The organism is Agromyces agglutinans (assembly GCF_009647605.1).
GTDB lineage: Bacteria > Actinomycetota > Actinomycetes > Actinomycetales > Microbacteriaceae > Agromyces > Agromyces agglutinans.
On sequence record NZ_WJIF01000014.1, the window covers coordinates 22,884 to 45,734 of the forward strand.

Consider the following 22,851-nt stretch of genomic DNA (forward strand, 5'->3'; position numbering starts at 1 on the left):
CTGAAGACCCCGAAACGCTTGCGAGGAGCCCCGTGGCCGCCGATTCCTTCGTCCACCTGCACGTGCACTCCGAGTACTCGATGCTCGACGGCGCAGCCCGGGTGGGCGAGCTGATCAAGGCGGCGCAGGGCGAGCAGATGCCGGCCGTGGCGATCACCGACCACGGCAACGTGTTCGGCGCGTACGACTTCTGGAAGCAGGCGACCGACGCTGGCATCAAGCCGATCATCGGCACCGAGGCGTACCTCACGCCGGGCACCGCCCGCGGCGACAAGACCCGCGTGCGCTGGGGCTCCGGCGGCGGCGACGACGTGTCGGGTTCGGGCGCGTACACGCACATGACGCTGCTCTCCGAGACCACCGAGGGCATGCACAACCTGTTCCGGCTGTCGTCGAAGGCGAGCATCGAGGGCTACTACTTCAAGCCCCGCATGGACCGCGAGCTGCTGCAGACCTACTCGAAGGGCCTGATCGCGACGACCGGATGCCCCTCGGGCGAGGTCCAGACGAGGCTGCGCCTCGGCCAGTACGACGAGGCGGTGAAGGCCGCGGCCGACTTCCGCGACATCTTCGGGCGCGAGAACTTCTTCGCCGAGATCATGGACCACGGGCTCGGCATCGAGAAGCGCATCATGGACGACCTGCTGCGCCTCGCGAAGGATCTGGGCCTGCCGCTGGTCGCCACGAACGACCTGCACTACACCCACGCGCACGACGCGAAGAGCCACGCGGCGCTGCTGTGCGTGCAGTCGGGGTCGACCCTCGACGACCCGAACCGGTTCAAGTTCGACGCCGACGAGTTCTACCTGAAGACCGCGGCCGAGATGCGGCACGTCTTCCGCGACCACCCCGAGGCGTGCGACAACACGCTGCTCATCGCCGAGCGCTGCGACGTGCAGTTCAACACGTCGGCCAACTACATGCCGCGCTTCCCCGTGCCCGAGGGCGAGAGCGAGGAGAGCTGGTTCGTGAAGGAGGTCGAGCTCGGCCTCCACGAGCGCTACCCGAACGGCATTCCCGACGACGTCCGCCGGCAGGCCGACTACGAGGTGGGCGTCATCAGCCAGATGGGCTTCCCCGGCTACTTCCTCGTCGTCGCCGACTTCATCAACTGGTCCAAGCGCAACGGCATCCGCGTCGGCCCGGGCCGCGGGTCGGGCGCGGGCTCCATGGCCGCGTACGCGATGAAGATCACCGACCTCGACCCGCTGCAGCACGGCCTGATCTTCGAGCGCTTCCTGAACCCCGACCGCGTCTCCATGCCCGACTTCGACGTCGACTTCGACGAGCGTCGTCGCGGCGAGGTCATCCGGTACGTGACCGACAAGTACGGCGAGGAGCGCGTCGCGCAGATCGTCACCTACGGCACGATCAAGGCGAAGCAGGCGCTGAAGGACTCCGGACGGGTGCTCGGCTTCCCGTTCTCGATGGGCGAGAAGCTCACGAAGGCGATGCCGCCGGCCATCATGGGAAAGGACATCCCGCTCTCGGGCATCCTCGACAAGGACCACCCGCGCTACAAGGAGGCCGGGGACATCCGGGCCATCATCGAGACCGACGCCGAGGCGCGCACGGTCTTCGACACGGCGCTCGGGCTCGAGAACCTGAAGCGCCAGTGGGGCGTCCACGCAGCGGGCGTGATCATGTCGAGCGATCCGTTGATCGACATCATCCCGATCATGAAGCGCGAACAGGACGGCCAGATCGTCACGCAGTTCGACTACCCGGCGTGCGAGTCGCTGGGCCTGATCAAGATGGACTTCCTGGGGCTGCGCAACCTCACGATCATCGACGACGCGCTCGACAACATCGAGGCCAACCGCGGGTTCCGACCCGTGCTCGAAGATCTGGCCCTCGACGACCAGGCGGCGTACGACCTGCTGGGCTCGGGCGACACGCTCGGCGTGTTCCAGCTCGACGGCGGGCCGATGCGATCGCTCCTGCGCCTCATGAAGCCCGACAACTTCGAGGACATCTCGGCCGTCATCGCGCTGTACCGGCCGGGCCCGATGGGTGCGAACTCGCACACGAACTACGCGCTGCGCAAGAACGGCCTGCAAGAGATCACGCCGATCCATCCCGAACTCGAGGAGCCGCTGAAGGACATCCTCGACACGAGCTATGGCCTGATCATCTACCAGGAGCAGGTCATGGCGATCGCCCAGCGCGTCGCCGGGTTCTCCCTCGGCCAGGCCGACATTCTGCGGCGCGCGATGGGCAAGAAGAAGAAGTCGGAGCTCGACAAGCAGTACGAGGGCTTCTCGGCGGGCATGAAGGCCAACGGCTTCTCGGATGCCGCGATCAAGACCCTCTGGGACATCCTGCTGCCGTTCTCCGACTACGCCTTCAACAAAGCGCATTCGGCCGCCTACGGCGTGCTCTCCTACTGGACCGCGTACCTCAAGGCCCACTATCCCGCCGAGTACATGGCGGCGCTGCTCACGAGCGTCGGCGATGCCCGCGACAAGCTCGCCCTCTACCTCAACGAGTGCCGGCGCATGGGCATCAAGGTGCTCCCGCCCGATGTGAACGAGTCGATCGGGTTCTTCGCGGCCGTCGGCGACGACATCCGGTTCGGCCTCGGCGCCGTCCGCAACGTCGGCTTCAACGTCGTCGACGCGATCCGGGCGGCGCGCGAGAAGTCGGGGCGATTCGAGACCTTCCACGACTTCCTGAAGAAGTCGCCCATCCAGGTGGCCAACAAGCGCACCGTGGAGTCGCTCGTGAAGGCGGGCGCCTTCGACTCGCTCGGCCACACGCGCCGCGCGCTCGTGGAGATCCACGAGGGCGCCGTCGAGTCGGCGGTCAAGGAGAAGCGCGCCGAAGAGAACGGCGACGTCGGCTTCGACTTCGACAGCCTCTTCGAGGAGCACGAGAAGCAGGCCGCGCCCTCACCCGTGCCCGACCGGCCCGAGTGGGCGAAGAAGCAGAAGCTCGCCTTCGAGCGCGAGATGCTGGGGCTCTACGTCTCCGAGCACCCGCTCGACGGCCTCGAGACGCCGCTCGCGAAGCACGCGTCGACGACGATCCTCGACCTCACCTCGTCGGACTCGACCCAAGACGGCGACACGGTCACCGTCGCCGGTCTCGTCACGAGCGTGCAGCACCGGGTCGCCCGCCAGAGCGGCAACCAGTACGGCATGATCCAGGTCGAGGACTTCACGGGCGAGATCACCGTGATGTTCATGGGCAAGGCGTACCAGGAGTTCGCGCCGGGCCTGCAGAGCGACTCGATCGTGGTGGTGCGCGGCCGGGTCAGCCTCCGCGACGACGGCATGAACCTGCACGCGTACAGCGTCTTCCAGCCCGAGCTCGGCGAGGGCGACGACTCGAGCCCGGTCATGATCTCGATCCCCGACAACCGGGCGACGACCGACACGATCACGGCCCTCGGCGACGTGCTCGTCCGCCACCGCGGCGAGACCGAGGTGCGGCTCAAGCTCACGAAGGGCCGCACCGCGCGCGTCTTCGAACTGCCGTACCCCGTGCAGGTCAGCGCCGACTTCTACGGCGAGATCAAGAGCCTGCTCGGCCCGAACTGCCTCGCGTGACGGGCCACCGCTCCATAGCAAACGCAAACCGACAACAACACAGCGAAGGCGACGGATGTCGCCACCCAGAGCGCCATCGGACCTATAGGCAGCGCCGCCCACCACCACTCGATACCGTTGTCAAGGTTGATCCAACGGGCATCCAAGCCAGTCACGTACCGACGGAGCGTCATCCATTGCACCACGAGGTTGGCCGCCCATGCGACACCCGCGATGCACACGAGTTGAACCACATTCATCCGCGCATTGGCGCCGGCGAGACCGAAGAGGCTCATCATCGCGAGCATGATGAGGATGGGGTAGAGGTATCTGGACTGCACTCCTTGCCCGACCATGATCTGGTCGCGCATGAGCCAGATCATCGGGAGGGACACCAGCAGCGATCCGAGAATCCCGAGGCAGATCGCCTTTCGCCAGTCCAGTGCACGCAGGCCCAGGAATACGACCCCCCCGAATGCCAGGATCGCCGGGAACCAGACGACGCCGGGAGTCACGGTCCCGAGCCACAGTGACTGAGTGCCGATCGGAGCCCCGAACGCCCCAGCCCACAGCTCTGGCAGGCGGGTGAGGTTGATCCAGAACAGCTGAAGCGGAGTGAGCGTCGCGCTCGTCGGATCGAGGGGGACGCTGAGACCGACGCCAGGATTCACAGCATTGGACTGGCCGAAGCTCAGGAATACCGCGACTGCGACGAGGAACAGGGCAGCCGGGAACGTCGCTCGCCGCAAGTAGGAGATGGTCGGATTGGCCGACAGCACAGTCGCGATCACGATCGCAATCGCTACGAACGCCGCTGCATCGCTCCGAGATCCGGCACCGAGGATCAACGACAATACGGCCAGCGCCGCGAAGGCGACTCTCCGTCGAGTGCCGCGCGCCTCGTAATACCCGAGCACTGCCAGCCACATCGTGGAGGCGGAGATCACACCCCAACTGCTCGGGTTCACGCTCGGGATCAGGAACATCCCGAAAGGTGCAATAGTCGCGAGACTGCCCCACAGCAGAGTTCCGCGCCGCGCTCGAGGCAATAGCACGAACAGTGCAGACATCATGCCCACATAGAGCACCGCGTTGAATGCCCGCATCAAGAGGAGGGACACAGAGAAGTCGGACGTCGCGAACATGCTCATCACCGCATAGAACACCGGTGGATAAACGGCGTCGAAATTGCCCCGATCGGTTTCGACCAGCAGGGAAGGCGGCTGTCTCGGGCAGGTTGCAGCCTGATCGGGTAGATGGTCGAAGCACCGCTGGGCATTCAGGAGTTCGACTGGAACCATCCGGAGGCGAGGGTCCGAGGCAGGTTCGCACAACCCATCGCGTTCGCCGCTGCCGCACCAGATGCTGGCCAGGTGGAAATCCTCGTCAGGGCTCGAAGCGAGTGGCGTCGAAAGCGACCAGCCCAGCAACGCGACGAGCAGGGCAAGGGGAGCGACGACCAGTGCACCGACGCGAACGGCTTTCGATGATTGGAAGGAAGTGCGCACCCCGATGCACCGGCGGCTTTCTCTTGCAAGGCAAAATGAATGTCCCGCCCACACTAGTGGAATGCCGATGACGTGCCTCCAGCGGGCCGATGCCCCCGACGCCCCGGCGACGTCGGGTCCCGCTCGGTACGCTGGGAGGATCATGTTGCGCACCCTCGACCTCCGCGGTACTCGTCCGTCACCGACCGAGATGCTCGCGCTCGTACCCCGCGCCGAGACCGACGTCACGAAGGCCCTCGAGCCGGCCGCCCGCATCATCGACGAGGTCCGCGCCCAGGGGTCCGCTGCCCTGCTCGAGCAGGCGGAACGATTCGACGGCGTGCGGCCGGCGGCGATCCGGGTGCCGGCCGAAGAGCTGAGCGCAGCACTCGACGCGCTCGACCCCGAGGTGCGCCGCGCCGTGGAGTCGACGATCGAGCGCGTGCGCATCGCGAGCGCCGCGCAGGTGCCCGCTCCCGAAACCGTCACGCTCGCATCGGGCGCCGTGATCGAGCAGCGCTGGCAGCCCGTCGAGCGCGTCGGCCTGTACGTGCCGGGCGGCAAGGCCGTCTACCCTTCGAGCGTCGTGATGAACGTCGTGCCGGCGCAGGTCGCCGGCGTGCGGTCGATCGCGCTCGCGTCGCCACCGCAGTCAGACCACGACGGGCGCGTGCACCCGACGATCGCCGCCGTGGCGGCGCTGCTCGGCATCGAGGAGGTGTACGCCATGGGCGGCGCCGGTGCGATCGGCGCCTTCGCCTACGGGGTGGCCGACCTGGGCCTCGCCCCGGTGCAGCGCGTGACCGGGCCCGGAAACGTGTTCGTCGCGGCGGCCAAGCGCCTCGTCGCGGGCGTCACGGGCATCGACGCCGAAGCCGGCCCGACCGACATCCTCGTCATCGCCGATGCCGACGCCGACGCCGATTTCGTCGCGGCCGACCTCGTGAGCCAGGCCGAGCACGACGAGCTGGCGGCATCCGTGCTCGTGACCGACTCGCCGCAGCTCGCCGCCGACGTGGCCGACCGTCTCGCGGTGCGGGTCGCCGCGACGCGGCATGCCGAACGGGTGCGGCGTGCGATCGAAGGCCCGCAGTCGGCCGTGGTGCTCGTCGACGATCTCGAACAGGCGGCGGCCTTCTCGAACGCGTTCGCCCCCGAGCACCTCGAGATCCAGGTCGCCGACGTCGATGCGACGCTCGCCCGAATCGACAACGCGGGGGCGATCTTCATCGGCCCCTACTCGCCGGTCAGCCTCGGCGACTACGCCGCCGGCTCGAACCACGTGCTGCCGACCGGCGGCACCTCGAAGTTCGTGTCGGGGCTCTCGGCCGCGACGTTCCTGCGGCCGCAGCAGGTGGTCCGTTACGACGAGCGGGCGCTGCGCGAGGTCGCTCCGGTGATCGCGGCGCTGTCGGCCGAGGAGCAGCTTCCGGCGCACGGCGAGGCGGTCACGGCGCGGTTCGCCCGCGAGCAGTAGCGGCGCCGCGCGCCGACCCGACCGGCGTCGCGCCGACCCGACCGGCGTCGCGCCGACCCGACCGGCGTCGCGCCGGGCCGACCGGCGGCAGCCCGCGCCGCGCCACTAGGCTGGGAGCACCATGTACTGNGGCCGACCGGCGGCAGCCCGCGCCGCGCCACTAGGCTGGGAGCACCATGTACTGCCCCTTCTGCCGCCACCCCGATTCCCGGGTCATCGATTCCCGCACGAGCGACGACGGCCTCTCGATCCGGCGGCGCCGGCAGTGCCCCGAGTGCGGCGGCCGGTTCTCGACGACCGAGACCGCGAGCCTCTCGGTGATCAAGCGCAGCGGCGTCGTCGAGCCCTTCAGCCGCGAGAAGGTCGTGCTCGGCGTGCGAAAGGCGTGCCAGGGCCGGCCGGTCACCGACGCCGATCTCGCGGTGCTCGCGCAGAAGGTCGAGGAGACGATCCGTTCGACGGGCGCGTCGCAGATCGAGGCCAATGACATCGGACTCGCGATCCTGCCGCCGCTGCGCGAACTCGACGAGGTCGCCTACCTCCGGTTCGCGAGCGTGTACCAGGCCTTCGAGTCCCTCGAGGACTTCGAATCGGCGATCGAGGCGCTGCGGGCCGAGCACGGGCGCCTGCCGGCGCGGCCGGTCGAGTAGCCGTCGGCTAGCCTGAGTCCGGCATGTATCGACTTCTCTTCTCCCTGGTCTTCACGCGCATGGACCCGGAACAGGCCCATCACCTCGCGTTCCGCGCCATCCGGCTGCTCCCGACGCTCGGCTTCGGCCGGCTCGTCCGCCGGTTCACGCGTCCGGCGCCCGAGCTCGCGGTCGAGGCGCTCGGGCTGCGTTTCGACTCGCCGTTCGGCGTCGCCGCGGGCTTCGACAAGGACGGATTCGCGGTACGCGGCCTCGGCCAGCTCGGCTTCGGCCACGTCGAGGTCGGCACGCTGACCGCGATCGCGCAGCCCGGCAATGACCGGCCGCGGCTGTTCCGCCTGGTCGCCGACCGCGCGCTCGTCAACCGAATGGGGTTCAACAACGGCGGGGCGGATGCCGCGGCGGGCCGGTTGTCCCGACTCTCGCGCCGTCGACGGCGCCCGGTGCTCGGCGTCAACATCGGGAAGAGCCGCGTCACGCCCGTCGAGGAGGCCGTCGGCGACTACGAGCGCAGCGCGCGCGTGCTGGCGCCGTTCGCCGATTACCTCGTCGTCAACGTGAGCTCGCCGAACACGCCGGGCCTGCGCGGGTTGCAGGAACTCGACGCGCTCGCACCGCTGCTCGAGACGGTGCAGCGCGCCTCACGCGGTACGCCGCTGCTCGTGAAGATCGCACCCGACCTCGCCGATGACGAGGTGCGCCGCATCTGCGAGCTCGTCGTGCGGCTCGGGCTCGACGGCATCATCGCCACGAACACCACCATCTCGCGCGAGGGCCTGCGCAGCTCGCGCGCCGAGATCGAGCGCATCGGCGCGGGCGGCCTCTCGGGAGCGCCGCTCGCGACCCGTGCGATGGACGTGCTCAGGCTCGTGCGGCAGCACGTTCCCGCCGAGCTCTGCGTCATCTCGGTCGGCGGCGTCGAGACCGCGGCCGACGTCCAGGACCGGCTCGATGCCGGCGCCACGCTCGTGCAGGGCTACTCGGCGTTCATCTACCGCGGGCCGCTCTGGGCACGCGACATCAACCGCGGTCTCGCCCGCTTCGCGCGAGCGCGAGCGCGAACGCGAGCGCACGCGGCCTGACGGCAGGTTCGCAGGGCCGCTTGCCGATCAGCGCTCGTCGCCGGTGCCGTCGGCTCCGTCGGATCGGCTCGCGTTGAGGATGCCCGCCGCGGCGAGTTGGTCGGCGAGGTTCGAGCCGTCGCCCGCGCTCACCCACGGCAGGCCGGCGGCGTGCTCCTCGGTCTTCGTGCGTCCGCCGGCGAGCACCGCCTCGCCGGGCGAGAGGCGACGGATGGCGACGGCCAGGACCCGCTCGGGATGCTCCGCCGCGAACCGCGCGTAGAGCTCCTCGTCGTGCTGGCCGTCGTCGCCGATCAACAGCCACCGCAGGTCGGGGAACTCCTCGGCCAGCCGGCGCAGGTTCTCCTCCTTGTGCGCTCGGCCGCTGCGGAACCACCGATCGTGCGTCGGGCCCCAGTCGGTCAGCAGCAGCGGACCCGCGGGGTAGAGGTTGCGCGACAGGAACCGGGTGAGCGCCGGCGCCACGTTCCAGGCGCCGGTCGAGAGGTAGATGACCGGGGCGCCGGGATACGCGCGCACGAGCCGCTCGTAGAGCACGGCCATGCCGGGAGTGGGGATGCGGGCGTGCTCGTCGAGCACGAACGTGTTCCAGGCGGCCACGAGCGGGCGGGGGAGTGCGGTCACCATGACCGTGTCGTCGACGTCGGAGATGATGCCGAAGCGCGCGTCGGGATCGATCACGTGCACGGGCGCCTCGACGGGTGCCGAGCCCGCGACCCGCAGGGTCGCGACGTGCCAGCCGGGCTCGAGGTGCACCGGCACCTTGGTGTCGACGACGCCGCCGCGATCGGCGAGCACCTCCAGCCGCTGGCCGCCGACCTCGATCGAGACCGCGACTTCGCCGACCGGAACGCTCGTGAAGCTGCGCCAGCCGCGTATGCCCTGTTCGCGGGAAGCCCGGCGCTTCGCGCGCGCACCCGCCTTCGTCGCCTTCACCGGTTTGGCCGGCTTGGAGAGCAGGACCCGGCAGAGCACCCGCACCCACTCGGTCGATCCGTAGCCGGTGTACGGGATGACGGTCGGCACGTGCCCCCGCCACCGCGCGAAGCGCTCGCGGATGTCGTGCAGCGCGTCCTCGAAGCGCGCGGCGCCGTGCCGGGCCGTTCGCTGGCGGGAACCGACCGGCGAGGGGGAGGTCTCCGGCATCCCCTCAGTCTGTCATGTCGCGTCGACCGCCCGCGAACCGCGGCCCGCGGTGGTCGGGAGCCCCTCCTCGCGGCAGGTAGAGTGGTCCGGCAAGTTGAGGAGGATTCGTGCCGAACATCGACCTGATCCTTGGGTCGGAATCCGGGCGCCGTCGCGCGGTCCGGACCGAGCCGACGCAGCGACGGAGCACGCAGCGGCTGGACGCGCTGCTGGACGCCGCTGCGGAGATCGTCGACGAGGTCGGCTTCGAACGCCTCACGACGCAGATGGTCGCCGAGCGCGCGGGCGCGTCGATCGGAACCGTGTACCGGTACTTCCCCGACCGCGTCGCGGTGCTGCATGGCCTGCGCGACCGATGCGTCGACCGGTTCCGCGCCCGAGTGGCCGAGCGGCTCACGCAGACGAGCCTCCAGTCGTGGTGGGACCTCATCGAGACCGCGATGGACGCGTTCGCCGAGCTGTACCGCGAGGAGCCCGGCTTCGGCGTCGTCCATGCCGGCGATCGCGAGATCGCCGAAGACGGCACCGAGCCCGAGTTCGCGAGCCGCATGGCGCGGTTCATCATCGACGAGTTCGGCGGCCGCGACGACACCGACGAGCTGCGGTTCCGGCTGGGCGTGGCCATCGAGATCGCCGACGCGCTGATCCACCGCGCCTACACGCGGGATGCCGCGGGCGACGAACGCTACCTCGCCGAGGCGAAGGTGGTCGTCCGCAGCTACCTCGCCGAGCACCTCGACGGCGTTCGCCGGACCTCCGCCGCCGCCTGAGCCCTGCCGGGGTTTGCCCGCGGGGTGCCCGACGTGTTTGGCTGAACGGTGCGGGGCGCCGATCGCCCCGGGTGGGGGTTGACGGCATGATCGAGTTCCGCGGCGTGCGCAAGCAGTTCCCCGACGGCACCGTGGCGGTCGAGCGGGTCGACCTCACCCTCGCGCCACGGTCGATCACCGTACTGGTCGGCTCATCGGGCTCGGGCAAGACGACGCTGCTGCGCATGGTCAACCGGATGGTCGACCCCTCCGAGGGCCAGGTGCGGATCGACGACGTCGACGTGGCATCCGTCGACCCGGTGAAGCTGCGCCGATCGATCGGGTACGTGATGCAGAACGGCGGCCTTTTGCCGCATCGGAGGGTCGTCGACAACATCGCCACCGTTCCCGTGCTGCGCGGCGAGCCCAAGCGAGCGGCGCGAGCCCGCGCCCTCGAGCTGATGGACACGGTCGGGCTCGACCGCTCGCTGGCCGACAAGTACCCGTCGCAGCTGTCCGGCGGCCAGCAGCAGCGGGTCGGCGTCGCGCGCGGCCTCGCGGTCGACCCGAACATCCTCCTCATGGACGAGCCGTTCGGGGCGGTCGACCCGATCGTGCGCACCGAACTGCAGGACGAACTCCTGCGCCTGCAGCGCGACCTCGCGAAGACCGTGGTGTTCGTCACCCACGACGTCGACGAGGCGTTCCGGCTCGGCGACCGGGTCGTGATCCTCCGCGCGGGGGGCGTGGTCGTCCAGGACGGAACCCCGGCCGAGATCCTCGCCGCGCCCGCGGATGAGTTCGTCGGCGACTTCATCGGCGCCGACCGCGGCAGGCGCGTGCTGCGGCGCGCGAACGTCGGGGGCCGGGAGATCGTCGTCGACGCCGACGGCCGCCCCGCCGGAGTGCTCGAGTCGTGAACTGGGTCTGGTCGAACCTCGACCGTATCGGCGAGCTCGTCGTGGTCCACCTCGCCTTGTCGGTACCCCCGGTCATACTGGCGTTCGTGATCTCCGTGCCGATCGGGTGGGCCGCGTGGCGCTTCCGCTGGTCGCGGGGGCTGCTGCTCTCGGTGTGCGGCATCCTCTACGCGATCCCGTCGCTGCCGCTGCTGCTGACGCTGCCCGGGCTGGTCGGGGTGCCGCTGCGCTCACCCGCCAACATGATCCTCGCGCTCGCGCTGTACGGCGTCGCACTCATGGTGCGCACCGCCGCCGACGCGTTCGGCGACGTCGACGGCGACGTGCGGCTCGCCTCGACCGCGATGGGCTTCTCGGCCTGGCGACGGTTCACGGGCGTCGAACTCCCGCTCGCCGGTCCCGGCCTGCTGGCGGGCCTGCGCGTCGTGATCGTCAGCACGGTCAGCCTCGCCACGATCAGCGCAGTCATCGGCGTGCAGAGTCTCGGCAGCCTGTTCACCGACGGCTTCCAGCGCAACATCCCGGCCGAGATCTGGTCGGGCGTCATCGCGACGATGCTGATCGCCGTCGCCCTCGACGCGCTCGCGGTGCTCGGCGGCAGGCTGCTGATGCCCTGGGCCCGCGCGCCACGGCGCCGGAGGCGCGGCATCGTCGAGCAGGAACTCGCGGAGGTCGGCGCATGAACGTCTTCGCCGAGGCCTTCGCCTGGCTCTTCGACCCCGCCAACTGGGAGGGCCCCGACGGCATCGGCGCGAGGCTCGCGTTCCACGTCGTCTTCAGCCTCGCCGTCGTCGCGGGCGCGACCATCGTCGCGCTGCCGATCGGCGTGCTCATCGGCCACACCGGGCGGGGCCGCGAGCCCGCGGTCGTCGTCTCGGGCGCGCTGCGCGCGCTGCCCACGCTCGGGCTGCTCACGATCCTGGCCCTCGCCATGGGCCTCTCGGTGCTCGCGCCGTACCTCGCGCTCGTAGTGCTCGCCATCCCGTCCGTGCTCGCGGGGGCGTACGCCGGGGTCGGCGGCGTCTCTCGTACGACGGTCGACGCCGCGCGGGCGATGGGCATGACCGAGGGGCAGATCGTGCTCCGGGTCGAGGCGCCGCTCGGCCTGCCGACCGTCATCGGCGGCATCCGGTCGGCGGTGCTGCAGGTCGTCGCCACGGCGACCCTCGCCGCTTACATCGGGGGCGGCGGTCTGGGCACCTATCTGTTCTCGGGGCTGAAGACCGGCAACTACCCGATGGTCCTCGGCGTCTCCATGCTCATCATCGCGCTGGCTCTCGTGCTCGACGGCGCCTTCGCGCTGACCCAACGACTCGTGGTCCCCGAGGGCGTCCGCGTCCGACGCGGGACCGCACGGCTCCGTTCACGGCCATCCCGGCCGCGAGCGGCGATGGGGTGACCCACGACGAAGGGAAATTGAATGTCCACAGCAGGAAAAGGCCGGCTCGTCGCCTTGGCGGCGGTCGCGGTCGGGGCGACAGTGGCCCTGGCAGGGTGCGCATCGGGTGATCCTCTGGACGAGGGATCGGGCGGCGAGTCCGCCGGAGGCGAGGCGATCGTGATCGGCTCGCAGGACTACTACTCGAACGAGATCATCGCCGAGATCTACGCGCAGGCCCTCGAGGCGAACGACTACGAGGTGGAGCGCGAGTTCCGCATCGGGCAGCGGGAGGTGTACCTGCCCGAGCTCGAGGCGGGCGAGATCGACCTGTTCCCCGAGTACACGGGCAACCTCCTCCAGTTCTGGGAGCCCGAGACCGAGGCCCGCACGAGCGACGACGTGTACGCGGCGCTCGAGGCCGCCGTGCCCGAGGGGCTCCGCGTGCTCGATCAGTCGGAGGCGACCGACCAGGACTCGTACAACGTCACGAAGGCGTTCTCCGACGAGTTCGGCGTGACGAGCCTCGACGACCTGGCGGGTGTGACCGAGCCGATCACGCTCGGCGGCAACGCGGAGCTCGAGACCCGGCCTTACGGCCCCGCGGGCCTCGAGGAGACCTACGGCGTGAAGGTCGGGTTCACCGCGATCGAGGACAGCGGCGGAGCGCTCACCGTGAAGGCGCTGGTCGACGACCAGGTGCAGATGGTGAACATCTACAGCGCCGATCCGAACATCGCGGCCAACGACCTCGTCACGCTCGAAGACCCGAAGGGCCTGTTCCTCGCGTCGAACGTCGTACCGCTCGCAAGCGAGAAGGTCACCGACGAGATCGCCGAGATCATCAATGCCGTCAGCGCGGCGATGACCCCGGCCGACCTGGTGGCGATGAACGACCGGAGCGTCAACGGACAGGAGTCCGCCGACGACATCGCCGCCGACTGGCTCGCCGAGCAGGACCTGTTCTGAACGGGTCGGTGAGCGGCGCCGCGTTCAGCGGGTGACGTCGTCGATCGAGGGGTCGGATGCCGCGGCGTCCGGCCCTTCGGTCGTGCCCGGCCTCGGCTCGTCGAGCGAGAGGTGCTTGGCCTCTGAGCGCTCGAGCAGTTTCTTGACGCCCCAGACGCCGACGAGGAACAGGGCGATGACGGCGACGAAGAGGTATCCGGCCCAGTGCAGGTCGCGGCTGAGCTCGCGGTACCCGTCGGCGGCGAGCCATCCGACCGTCGTGTACGCGAAGCTCCAGATGACGCACGCGGGAGCCGTCCACGCGAGGAAGCGGCGGTAGCTCATGGTGCTCATGCCCACGATCAGCGGCACCAGCGAGTGGAGCACGGGCAGGAACCGCGAGATGAAGATCGCCGGACCGCCGCGGCGGTCGAGGTAGAGCTGGGCGCGCCGCCAGTGGTCCTCGCCGATGCGTCGCCCGAGACGGGAGTGCACGATGTGCGGGCCGAACCACCGCCCGAGCGCGAACCCGATCGACTCGCCGATGAGCGCCCCGATGATGACCGTCAGGGCGAGCGCGAGGTACTCGACCGGGCCCTCGACGGCCGTCGAGGCCACGAGCACGATGGTGTCTCCGGGAACGACGAGCCCGATCAGCACCGAGGTCTCGAGCAGGATCCCGATTCCGGCGAGCAGGGTCCGCAGCACGGGGTCGACCGACTGCACGGTGTCGAGGATCCAGTCGAGCAGGTCGTTCACAGGCACGAGCCTACGAGCCCTGCCCGCCCGCGGCGTCGGACTAGCGGATGATCATCAGCATCGCGACGAGCGGCGTCGCGACGATGACCACGGCGACCACCGCGGTGGCGATGCGGGCGAGCCCGCCGAGCGGGGGCCCAGGCGATCGCAGCCGGGCGAGTCTCGCCTCGACCGTCTCGCGGTCGGGCTCCACGCCGCCCGAGTCGGCGTACGCGCCCGGCTCGCCGGCGACACCCAGCCGTTCGAGCGCGCCGGCGAGCGGCGCCGCGCCGGTCGCGCGCCGGGCTCCGTCGTCGGCCAGCATCTCGGTGAGCACGGTGACCGCGCGCTCGGCCCGGTTGGCGATCGGGAACCACGGCAGCGCCTGGTGCCAGGCGCGGAAGGCCAGCAGCACGAGGTGGTGGAACTGCTCGAGGTGCGTGCGCTCGTGCGCCACGACAGCTCGCAGCTCGTCGGGCGAGAGCACCGCCACGAGGCCCTCGGTGAGCACGGTCGCGGTGCGCAGGCCGGGCACGCAGTAGGCGAGCGGAACCGGATGCGCGAGCACCCGCGTTCGCGGCTCCCCGGGCATGGGGTCGCTGAGGATCGCGATGAGCTGATGCTGGCGACGGCGCTCGCGTTCCGCCCGAGCGGCCGTCGCGGCGAGGTTCAGGGCGAGGTGCACGGCGAGCCCGGCCGCGAGGGTGAGCGCGACGAGGTGCACCACCCCGAACTCGGCCGGGATCGGCCCGCTCGCGAAGGCGGGCAGCAGGGCTTCGGCCGAGCCCACGATCGAGCCGTCGGGCGCGGTGCCGACGACGACGAGGCATCCGATCATCGAGAGCGCGCCGCCGAGCGCGATGGCCTGCCACAGCGCGAGCGCGAGTCCGGGGGCGCGCGCGGGCCACTCCGCACGGGAGAGCGCGACGGGAACGGGCCACGCGAGGGCGACCGCCAGCACGCCGAGGAGGGCGGCGATCGCGAGCATCGTCAGCGGCGCGCGAGCTCGTCGAGCAGCCGCCGCAGGGTGTCGGTCTCGCCGGGGGTCGCGGTGCCGATGAACCGCGCGAGTGCCGCATCGCGGTCGCTGGCGCGATCGAGCACTTCGTGCATCATCTCGGCGGTGTGCTCGGCGCGCGAGAGCAGGGCGCGGTAGCGGTGCGGGCGGACGTCGCGCGAGCGCGACACGAAGCCCTTGCGCTCGAGTCGGGCGAGGACCGTGAGCACCGTCGTCGTCGCGGGGGAGCGATCGCCCGCCTCGCCGGCCTCTCCGACGAGCGTGAGTCGGTCGCGCAGCTCGTTGGCGGTGAGTGCGGCGTCGCTCGCCCAGAGTCGCTCCATCACGGAGCGCTCGAGTTCTCCGAGGTTCGCCATGCCCTCCACGATACCTCGTCGTCGAGAGAGTTTCTACGGAAGGTAGAAACATGGTTCTACGATGAGTAGAAACGCATCCCGCTCCCGGGAAAGGGGCATCCGTGAACGATCTGCTGGATCCGCTGCTGCTGGCCAGGTGGCAATTCGGGCTCACGACGATCTACCACTTCCTGTTCGTCCCGCTGACGATCGGGCTCGCCACGACGGCTGCGATCTTCCAGACGGCGTGGTACCGCACGGGCAAGCTCGAGTACCTGCGCGTCACGCGCTTCTTCGGGTCGATCTTCCTGATCAACTTCGCGATGGGCGTCGTCACGGGCATCGTCCAGGAGTTCCAGTTCGGCATGAACTGGTCGGAGTACTCGCGGTTCGTCGGCGACGTGTTCGGTGCCCCGCTCGCGCTCGAGGGACTGCTCGCCTTCTTCTTCGAGGCGACGTTCATCGGCCTCTGGATCTTCGGCTGGGACAAGCTGCCCCGCGGCGTGCACCTCGCGACGATCTGGGCCACGGCCGTCGGCTCAGTGCTCTCGGCGTACTTCATCATCGCCGCGAACGCGTTCATGCAGAATCCCGTCGGATACCAGATGAACGAGCAGGCCGGTCGTGCCGAACTCGTCGACATCGGCGAACTGCTGGCCAATCCCGTCGCCCTCGCGGCGTTCCCGCACACGATCGCCGCCGCCTTCATGGTCACCGCGGGCCTCATCATCTCGGCCGCGGCCTGGCACCTCGCCCGGCGCCAGCACGTCGACACCATGCGGCCCGCACTGAAGTTCGGCCTCTGGACGATGGTCGTCGCCGGAGGGCTCACCGTGCTCTTCGGCGACCAGCTGAGCCTCGCGATGGTCGCCACCCAGCCGATGAAGATGGCGGCCGCCGAAGCGACCTACAACACCGTCTGCGGCGCGGATGCCTCGTTCTCGATCTTCACCCTCGGCACGCCGGACGGCACGACCGAGCTGTTCTCCATCCGCGTCCCGTACCTGCTCTCATTCCTGTCGACGCATACGTTCGACGGCTGCGTCGAGGGCATCAACGACCTGCAGGCCCAGTACCAGGCGCTCTACGGGCCGGGCGACTACGCGCCGATCATCTGGATCACGTACTGGTCGTTCCGCTGGATGATCGGCCTCGGCCTCGCGCACGTGGCCGTCGCGGTCGCCGGCCTGTGGCTCACCCGCAAGGGTCGCCTGCCGAAGCAGCGCTGGGTTTGGGCGGTCGCGATCTGGAGCTTCCCGCTGTCGCTCATGGCGATGATCGTCGGCTGGGTCTTCACCGAGATGGGCCGTCAGCCCTGGATCGTCTTCAGCCTGCTGCCGACGGAGTCCGCCGTCTCTCCGAACGTGACCGGCCTCGAGGTGCTCATCTCGCTGGTGGCGTTCACCGTCGTCTACGGCATCCTCGCGGTCGTCGAGTTCAAGCTCGTCATCCGCGCCATCCGGAAGGGCCCGCCCGACGTCGGCGAACCCGACCCCGAGACCGGCCGGGTCGAGCCCGCGTCGACCGTCTACTAGGAGGAGAAGGCCATGGATCTCGCCGTCGTCTGGTTCTGGATCGTCGCCGCGCTCTTCGTCGGCTACTTCGTGCTCGACGGGTTCGACTTCGGGGTCGGCATGTCGCTGCCGTTCCTCGGCAAGGACGACACCGACCGCCGGGTGCTCATCAACACCATCGGCCCGGTCTGGGACCTGAACGAGACGTGGGTGATCGTCGCCGGCGCCTCGCTGTTCGCGGCGTTCCCGGAGTGGTACGCCACCCTGTTCTCGGGGTTCTACCTGGCGTTGCTCCTGATCCTGCTCGCACTCATCGCGCGCGGCGTCTCGTTCGAGTACCGCCACCAGCGGCCCGAGGCCGCGTGGAAGCGCCGCTTCGACTGGATGATCGTCGTCGGCTCGGCCGTGCCGGCGCTGCTCTGGGGCGTGGCCTTCGCGAACATCGTCCAGGGGGTGCCCCTCGATGCCGGCCACAACTACACGGGCACCCTGTTCGACCTGCTGAACCCGTACGCCCTGCTCGGCGGGCTCACGACCCTGCTCGTCTTCTTCACGCACGGCGTGGTGTTCGCGTCGCTGAAGACCGACGGCGACCTTCGCGAACGGGCGCGCCGGCTCGCGACCCGCGCCGGACTCCTCACGATCGTAGTGGCCGCCGCGTTCCTCGTGTGGACGGGGCTCGCGTACGGCACGGCCTGGTTCTGGGGCTTCGCGGCGCTCGCGGCGCTGGCGCTCGTGGGCGCCTGGCTCGCGAACGTGCGCGGCCGCGAGGGGGCCTCGTTCACGCTGCTCGCGATCACGATCGCGGCCACCGTGCTCGGCCTGTTCTCGGCGCTGTTCCCCGACGTCATGCCGGCCTCGAACGACCCGGCGAACAGCCTGACGATCGCGAACGCGTCGAGCTCGGAGTACACCCTCACGGTGATGACCTGGGTCGCGGTGATCTTCCTGCCGCTCATCCTGCTCTACCAGGGCTGGACGTACTGGATCTTCCGGAAGCGCGTGACCCGGAGCGCGGTCGAGGCCGCGGCGCACTGACGTGAAGCCGCTCGATCCGAGGCTCATCCGACGCTCCCGCGCGGCGCGGCGGTTCCTGGCGACGGGCGCGGTCCTCGCCGTCGTGCAGACCGCCGCCGTGGTGGCGTTCGCGTGGTCGCTCGCGGCGCTCGTCGCCGGACTGGTCGCCGGGGATGCCACCACCGCGGCGAGGGATGCGGCCGTGGTCGCGGCATCCGTCGTGATGCGAGCCCTCGCCGCGTGGGGCTGGGACGTCGTGGGGTCCGCGGGAGCGCAGGCGGTCAAGCGCGAGTTCCGGGCGGACCTGCTCGCGGCGCTCGAGCGACGACCCGAGGGCGTGCCGGAGTTCCCCAGCGCCCGGATCGCGACGCTGCTCGGGCCCGGGCTCGACGCGCTCGACGAGTACTTCGGCCGGTACCTCCCGCAACTGCTGCTCGCGGTGCTCGCGACCCCGGTGCTGATCGTCGCCGCATGGACCGCCGACTGGCTCTCGGGGCTGACGCTCGTGATCGTGCTGCCGCTCATCCCGCTGTTCATGGCGCTGATCGGCCTGGCGACCCAGGCCGTGCAGCGTCGCCAGTGGCAGAGCCTCGAGGCGTTGTCGCGGGCGTTCCTCGAGGTGCTCGGCGGCCTCTCGACGCTCATGGTGTTCGGTCGCGAGCGGCGCCAGGTGGCCCGCATCCGGGCGACCACCGACGACTACCGGGTGCGCACCATACGCGTGCTGCGGGTGACCTTCCTGTCGGGCTTCACGCTCGAGCTCGCGGCGAGCCTCTCGGTCGCGCTCGTGGCCGTCTCGATCGGCCTGCGCCTCGTCGACGGCGGGCTCACGCTCGCGATCGGGCTGTTCGTGCTCGTGCTCGCGCCGGAGGTGCTCCTGCCGCTGCGGAACGTCGGCGCCGCGTTCCACTCGGCGGCGGCCGGTGTCACCGCGTCGGGCGACGCGCTCGACCTCATGGCCGCGGCAGGCGGGCCGGCGACGGGCGCGGCGTCGGCCGGCGGAAGCCCCGTCGCGCCGCGCGGCGGACTCGAGCCGCGGGTCGCCGTCGAGCCGCACAGCGGGCTCGCGTTGAGGGGCGTCGACGTGCGCCGCGGCGACGCGACCGTGGCACGCGGCGTCGACCTCGACGTCGCGCGCGGAGAGGTGGTCGCGCTCACCGGGCCGAGCGGCTCGGGCAAGTCGAGTGTGATCGCGGCGATCCTCGGCTTCGCCGACGCGGATGGCGACCTCATCGTCGACGGTCTCGACGGGGCGGGTCACGCCGCGGTCGCCTGGTCGTCGCAGTCGGCGACGCTCATCGCCGGCACGGTCGCCGACAACGTCCGGCTCGGCGATCCGGATGCCCCGCCCGAGCTGGTCGCGACCGCCCTGCGGCTCGCCGCGGTCGACGACCTCGCCCCGGAGACCGCGGTCGGCCCCGAGAACGGCGGACTGTCGGGCGGGCAGGCGCAGCGGGTCGCGGTCGCCCGGGCGATCCACCGCCTGCTCGCTCGCGACCTCGGGGTGCTCCTCCTCGACGAGCCGTCGTCGGCGCTCGACGAGGCCCGCGAGGCCTCGCTCGCGCGGGGCCTGCGCGAACTCGCCGCCGACGGTCGCGCGATCCTCGTCGCGACGCACCGGATGCCGCTCGCCGAGGCCGCCGACCGCATCGTGCCGATGGGGGTGCCCAGTCGTGCCTGACCGCGGTCCGCGCGCCGCCGAGTCGCGTGCCCGTACGCGCGCCGTGCTCCGCGACGCCGTGCCGCCCGCCCGCGCGCTCGTGCCGGTGATCCTGCTCGGCATCGTCTCGGCGGGCTCGAGCGTCGCGCTGCTCGCGGCGTCGGCGTGGCTGATCACGCGCGCGGCCGAGCAGCCGCCGATCCTGTACCTGTCGCTCGGCGTCGTCGGCGTGCGCGCGTTCGCGCTGAGCCGCGCGAGCTTCCGCTACCTCGAGCGGCTCGCCGGGCACGATGCGGCGTTCCGCCGGCTCGCCGCGATCCGGTCGGGCCTCTACGAGCGGATGCTGCCGTCGGCCCCCGACGGGCTGGGGATGCTGCGCCGCGGCGAGCTGCTCGCGCGGTTCACAGGCGATGTCGACGACCTCCAGTTCGTGATGCTGCGCGCGGTGCAACCACTCGCCAGCGCGGTCGTGGTCCTGCTCGCCGCGGTCGCCGGTGTGGCCCTGCTCGCTCCCGCCTCGGCGCTCGGCATCCTCACCTGCCTCGTCAGCGGCATCGCCGTCGCCATCCTCGCCGAACGCGTCGCCGCCGAGCGCGGCGCCCGGCGGATCGCCCCCCTCCGGGGCGAACTGCAGGCGGCCGTCGTCGAGCACGTGCGCGCGCTCGACGTGCTCGTCGCGTTCGACGCGGCCGGCGCCGGCCGCGCGCGCATCGAGCGGCTCGGCGAACGGCTCGCCCGGGCCACGCGCACGCGGGCCGCGGCGGCCGGGGCATCCGCCGCCGTGATGAGCGCCCTCGGCGGACTCGCGGCGCTCGCGAGCATCGCGGGCGGTCTCTCGGCGCTCGACGGTGGCCGACTCGACGGACCCGCGTTCGCGGTGCTGTGCCTCGTGCCGCTCGCGATCGCCGAGGTCGCCGCAGCCGTACCGCTCGCGGTCGGCGCGTGGCGCACCGCGCGGGTCAGCGCCTCGCGCGTGGCATCCGCCGTGCCCGCCGAACCGCCGGCCGGCGTCGCGCAGGCGGTGGCCGAGCCGGTGCCGATGCCCGGAAACGGCGGCGCTCCGACGCTGGCGCTCAGGGGTGTCGTGGCGTCGTGGCCGGACATCGCACCCGGCCTCGACGCCGCGGCATCCGTCGATCGACCGGCCGCGCTGAACGGCCTGGATCTCGACCTCGCACCGGGGGAGCGCGTGCTGCTGCGCGGGCCGTCGGGGTCGGGCAAGACCACGCTCGCGCACGTGCTCGTGCGCTTCCTCGACTACGAGGGCTCCTACCTGATCGACGGCGTCGAGGCGCGCGAACTCGATCCGGTGGCGGTACGCCGACGCGTCGGGCTCGTCGAGCAGCGGCCGTGGCTGTTCGACGAGAGCCTCCGCCAGAACCTGCTCTTCGCCCGCGAGACGGCGACCGACGACGACCTCCTCGCCGTGCTCGACCGCGTCGGCCTCGGCGAGTGGACGCGCGAACGCGGCGGCCTCGATGCGCGCGTCGGCGAGCGCGGGGCCCTCGTGTCGGGCGGGCAGGCGCAGCGGATCGCTCTCGCCAGGGCGATGCTCGCCGACTTCCCGGTCGTGGTGCTCGACGAGCCGACCGCCAACGTCGACCCGGCGACCGCCGAGCGGCTGCTGGCCGACCTCCTGGCCGCCGCGTCCGACCGGACCGTGCTGCTCATCATGCACGTCCGGCGTGCTCCGGCGGGCATCGACCGCGTCGTCGAGCTGGAGCACCGGCCCGCCTGACCGGCCCCTACGCTGGTCAGGTGCCCCGCTCCATCCGCGTCCGCGAACTCGCCGGCTGGGTCGATCCCGAGGCGGCCTTCCTCGCCGTCGCCGCGGCGGCGCCGGTCGTCGCCTGGCTCGACGGCGGCGCGGGCGCCTCGTCGGGGCGCAGCGTCATCGCGGTCGCGCACGACCGCACCGAACGGCTCCTGGTCGCCGACGCCGCCGATCCCGATGGCGTGCTCGAACGGCTGCGCGCCCGGATCGCCGCGTCGGACGCCGCGATCGACGGTGACGATTCCGGCGGCGAGCGCACGGCGCTCGGCTGGATCGGGTGGTTCGGGTACGAGTTCGGGGCGCGCCGGCTGGGCCTGCCGTTCGCGCGCGCGGCGACGCCCGACGCGGCGTTCTTCTTCGCCGACCGGGCGATCGTGTTCGACCACGAGCGCCGCTCGGTGCGATTCGAGTGGCTCGACGACGCGGACGGCGACGATGCGGGGAGCGGCCGGGCCTGGGCGGACGACACCGCGAACGCGCTCGGCGAGACTGCGGTCGCAGCGGCGGCGACGCCGACCGGTCCACCCGCAGGGCCGGGCGGCGGCGAGTTCACCGCGGATGCTGCGCCGCTCGACCGTCCATCCGTTCGCTGGCGCCACGATGCCACCGCCTACGCGCGCATGATCGTCGAGTGCCAGGCCGCGATCCGCCGCGGCGACGCGTACCAGCTGTGCCTCACGAACCGGGTCGACGTCGACGTGCGCCCCGACCCGGTCGGGACCTACCTGCGCCTGCGGCGATCGAGTCCGAGCCACCATGGCGGCTACCTGCGCTTCGGCGACATCGCCCTGCTCTCGGCGTCGCCCGAGCAGTTCCTCTTCGTCGAACGCGACAGCACGGTCTCGACGCGGCCGATGAAGGGCACGCGCCCGCGCGGCACCGACGCCGACAGCGACCGGATGCTCCGCGCCGAGCTCGCCGACAGCGAGAAGGAGCGCGCCGAGAACCTGATGATCGTCGACCTGATGCGCAACGACCTCGCGCGCATCGCCGAACTGGGCACCGTGCACGTGCCCGTGCTCCTCGAGACCGAGGAGTACCCGCACGTGCACCAGCTCGTGTCGACCGTTCGGGCGCGGCTGCGGCATCCGCTGACCGCCGTCGACGCGGTCGCGGCGGCGTTCCCGGCCGGTTCGATGACCGGCGCGCCGAAGGAGAGCGCGATGCGCCTGCTGCACGGTCTGGAACACGGCCCGCGCGGCGTGTACTCGGGCGCGTTCGGCACGCTCGCGGTCGACGGCAGCGCCGACCTCGCGATGGTGATCCGATCCATCGTGCTCACCCCCGACGGCGCCTCGATCGGCACGGGCGGAGGCATCACGGCGCTCTCCGATCCCGAGGCCGAGATCGAGGAGACGCGCGTGAAGGCGCGCGCGCTGCTCGACGCGCTCACCGGGCGCGACGCGCCGCCGATCGAATAGGCTGGGT

Annotated in this window: 19 protein-coding genes; 14 read left to right on the forward strand and 5 right to left on the reverse strand. The window is 71.0% G+C overall.

The features are described 5' to 3' along the window. Positions 1 to 80 precede the first annotated feature (80 nt). Entirely contained in the window at positions 81 to 3,551 is a 3,471-nt protein-coding gene (gene dnaE / locus GE115_RS16865) for a DNA polymerase III subunit alpha (RefSeq protein ID WP_153685972.1), read from the forward strand. Here the strand turns inward: dnaE and GE115_RS16870 are convergent. After that, positions 3,506 to 5,038: a DUF2142 domain-containing protein gene (locus GE115_RS16870; RefSeq protein WP_172979995.1), complete on the reverse strand. Its 1,533-nt coding sequence runs from the start codon at positions 5,036 to 5,038 to the stop codon at positions 3,506 to 3,508. The two genes, dnaE and GE115_RS16870, sit on opposite strands and share 46 nt — an antisense overlap. Before the next feature lie 142 nt (positions 5,039 to 5,180). On the opposite strand from GE115_RS16870, the gene hisD reads away from it, so the two are divergent. The 3 genes from hisD (at position 5,181) to GE115_RS16885 (ending at position 8,226) form a co-directional block, all read left to right on the forward strand. Next, complete coding sequence (gene hisD, locus GE115_RS16875; RefSeq protein ID WP_153685934.1) at positions 5,181 to 6,494, forward strand: histidinol dehydrogenase; 1,314 nt, start codon at positions 5,181 to 5,183, stop codon at positions 6,492 to 6,494. Positions 6,495 to 6,670: 176 nt separating this feature from the next. Next, positions 6,671 to 7,144, forward strand: coding sequence for a transcriptional regulator NrdR (nrdR, locus tag GE115_RS16880; RefSeq protein WP_153685935.1), 474 nt, complete (start codon positions 6,671 to 6,673; stop codon positions 7,142 to 7,144). Between the two features lie 23 nt (positions 7,145 to 7,167). Further along, positions 7,168 to 8,226 (forward strand): quinone-dependent dihydroorotate dehydrogenase, encoded by a 1,059-nt coding sequence (locus GE115_RS16885; protein ID WP_153685936.1) that lies wholly within the window; start codon positions 7,168 to 7,170, stop codon positions 8,224 to 8,226. 27 nt (positions 8,227 to 8,253) lie between these two features. On the opposite strand, the gene GE115_RS16890 is transcribed toward GE115_RS16885, so the two are convergent. Further along, entirely contained in the window at positions 8,254 to 9,372 is a 1,119-nt protein-coding gene (locus GE115_RS16890) for an App1 family protein phosphatidate phosphatase (RefSeq protein WP_153685937.1), read from the reverse strand. Between the two features lie 107 nt (positions 9,373 to 9,479). Here GE115_RS16890 and GE115_RS16895 point away from each other — a divergent pair, with 107 nt between their 5' ends. The 5 genes from GE115_RS16895 (at position 9,480) to GE115_RS16915 (ending at position 13,388) form a co-directional block, all read left to right on the forward strand. Beyond that, complete coding sequence (locus GE115_RS16895; RefSeq protein WP_312855306.1) at positions 9,480 to 10,142, forward strand: TetR/AcrR family transcriptional regulator; 663 nt, start codon at positions 9,480 to 9,482, stop codon at positions 10,140 to 10,142. 86 nt (positions 10,143 to 10,228) lie between these two features. After that, a complete protein-coding gene (locus tag GE115_RS16900) occupies positions 10,229 to 11,041 on the forward strand; it encodes an ABC transporter ATP-binding protein (RefSeq protein WP_153685938.1) in 813 nt (270 codons plus the stop codon). Next, on the forward strand, positions 11,038 to 11,724 hold the full coding sequence (locus GE115_RS16905; RefSeq protein WP_312855307.1) for an ABC transporter permease: 687 nt from the start codon (positions 11,038 to 11,040) through the stop codon (positions 11,722 to 11,724). Before GE115_RS16900 ends, GE115_RS16905 begins: the two co-directional genes overlap by 4 nt. Further along, entirely contained in the window at positions 11,721 to 12,440 is a 720-nt protein-coding gene (locus GE115_RS16910) for an ABC transporter permease (protein ID WP_153685939.1), read from the forward strand. Before GE115_RS16905 ends, GE115_RS16910 begins: the two co-directional genes overlap by 4 nt. A gap of 21 nt (positions 12,441 to 12,461) precedes the next feature. After that, positions 12,462 to 13,388 carry an ABC transporter substrate-binding protein gene (locus GE115_RS16915; RefSeq protein ID WP_153685940.1) on the forward strand — a complete coding sequence of 309 codons (927 nt, stop codon included), beginning with the start codon at positions 12,462 to 12,464 and terminating at the stop codon, positions 13,386 to 13,388. 24 nt (positions 13,389 to 13,412) lie between these two features. Here GE115_RS16915 and GE115_RS16920 read toward each other — a convergent pair whose 3' ends face one another. From GE115_RS16920 to GE115_RS16930, 3 genes are read right to left on the reverse strand one after another with little or no spacing between them, the layout of a single operon-like run. Beyond that, entirely contained in the window at positions 13,413 to 14,126 is a 714-nt protein-coding gene (locus GE115_RS16920) for a DedA family protein (protein ID WP_312855308.1), read from the reverse strand. 40 nt (positions 14,127 to 14,166) lie between these two features. After that, positions 14,167 to 15,093 carry a M56 family metallopeptidase gene (locus GE115_RS16925; protein ID WP_153685941.1) on the reverse strand — a complete coding sequence of 309 codons (927 nt, stop codon included), beginning with the start codon at positions 15,091 to 15,093 and terminating at the stop codon, positions 14,167 to 14,169. Between the two features lie 2 nt (positions 15,094 to 15,095). Beyond that, positions 15,096 to 15,479 (reverse strand): BlaI/MecI/CopY family transcriptional regulator, encoded by a 384-nt coding sequence (locus GE115_RS16930; protein ID WP_153685942.1) that lies wholly within the window; start codon positions 15,477 to 15,479, stop codon positions 15,096 to 15,098. A gap of 101 nt (positions 15,480 to 15,580) precedes the next feature. Here GE115_RS16930 and GE115_RS16935 point away from each other — a divergent pair, with 101 nt between their 5' ends. From GE115_RS16935 to pabB, 5 genes are read left to right on the forward strand one after another with little or no spacing between them, the layout of a single operon-like run. Next, complete coding sequence (locus GE115_RS16935; RefSeq protein WP_312855309.1) at positions 15,581 to 16,993, forward strand: cytochrome ubiquinol oxidase subunit I; 1,413 nt, start codon at positions 15,581 to 15,583, stop codon at positions 16,991 to 16,993. A gap of 12 nt (positions 16,994 to 17,005) precedes the next feature. Beyond that, on the forward strand, positions 17,006 to 18,010 hold the full coding sequence (gene cydB / locus GE115_RS16940) for a cytochrome d ubiquinol oxidase subunit II (RefSeq protein WP_153685943.1): 1,005 nt from the start codon (positions 17,006 to 17,008) through the stop codon (positions 18,008 to 18,010). 1 nt (position 18,011) lies between these two features. Beyond that, complete coding sequence (cydD, locus tag GE115_RS16945; RefSeq protein WP_312855310.1) at positions 18,012 to 19,670, forward strand: thiol reductant ABC exporter subunit CydD; 1,659 nt, start codon at positions 18,012 to 18,014, stop codon at positions 19,668 to 19,670. Further along, positions 19,663 to 21,387: a thiol reductant ABC exporter subunit CydC gene (cydC, locus tag GE115_RS16950; protein ID WP_312855311.1), complete on the forward strand. Its 1,725-nt coding sequence runs from the start codon at positions 19,663 to 19,665 to the stop codon at positions 21,385 to 21,387. Before cydD ends, cydC begins: the two co-directional genes overlap by 8 nt. A gap of 20 nt (positions 21,388 to 21,407) precedes the next feature. After that, positions 21,408 to 22,844, forward strand: a complete 1,437-nt coding sequence (pabB, locus tag GE115_RS16955) for an aminodeoxychorismate synthase component I (protein ID WP_312855312.1) — start codon at positions 21,408 to 21,410, stop codon at positions 22,842 to 22,844. Positions 22,845 to 22,851 lie beyond the last annotated feature (7 nt).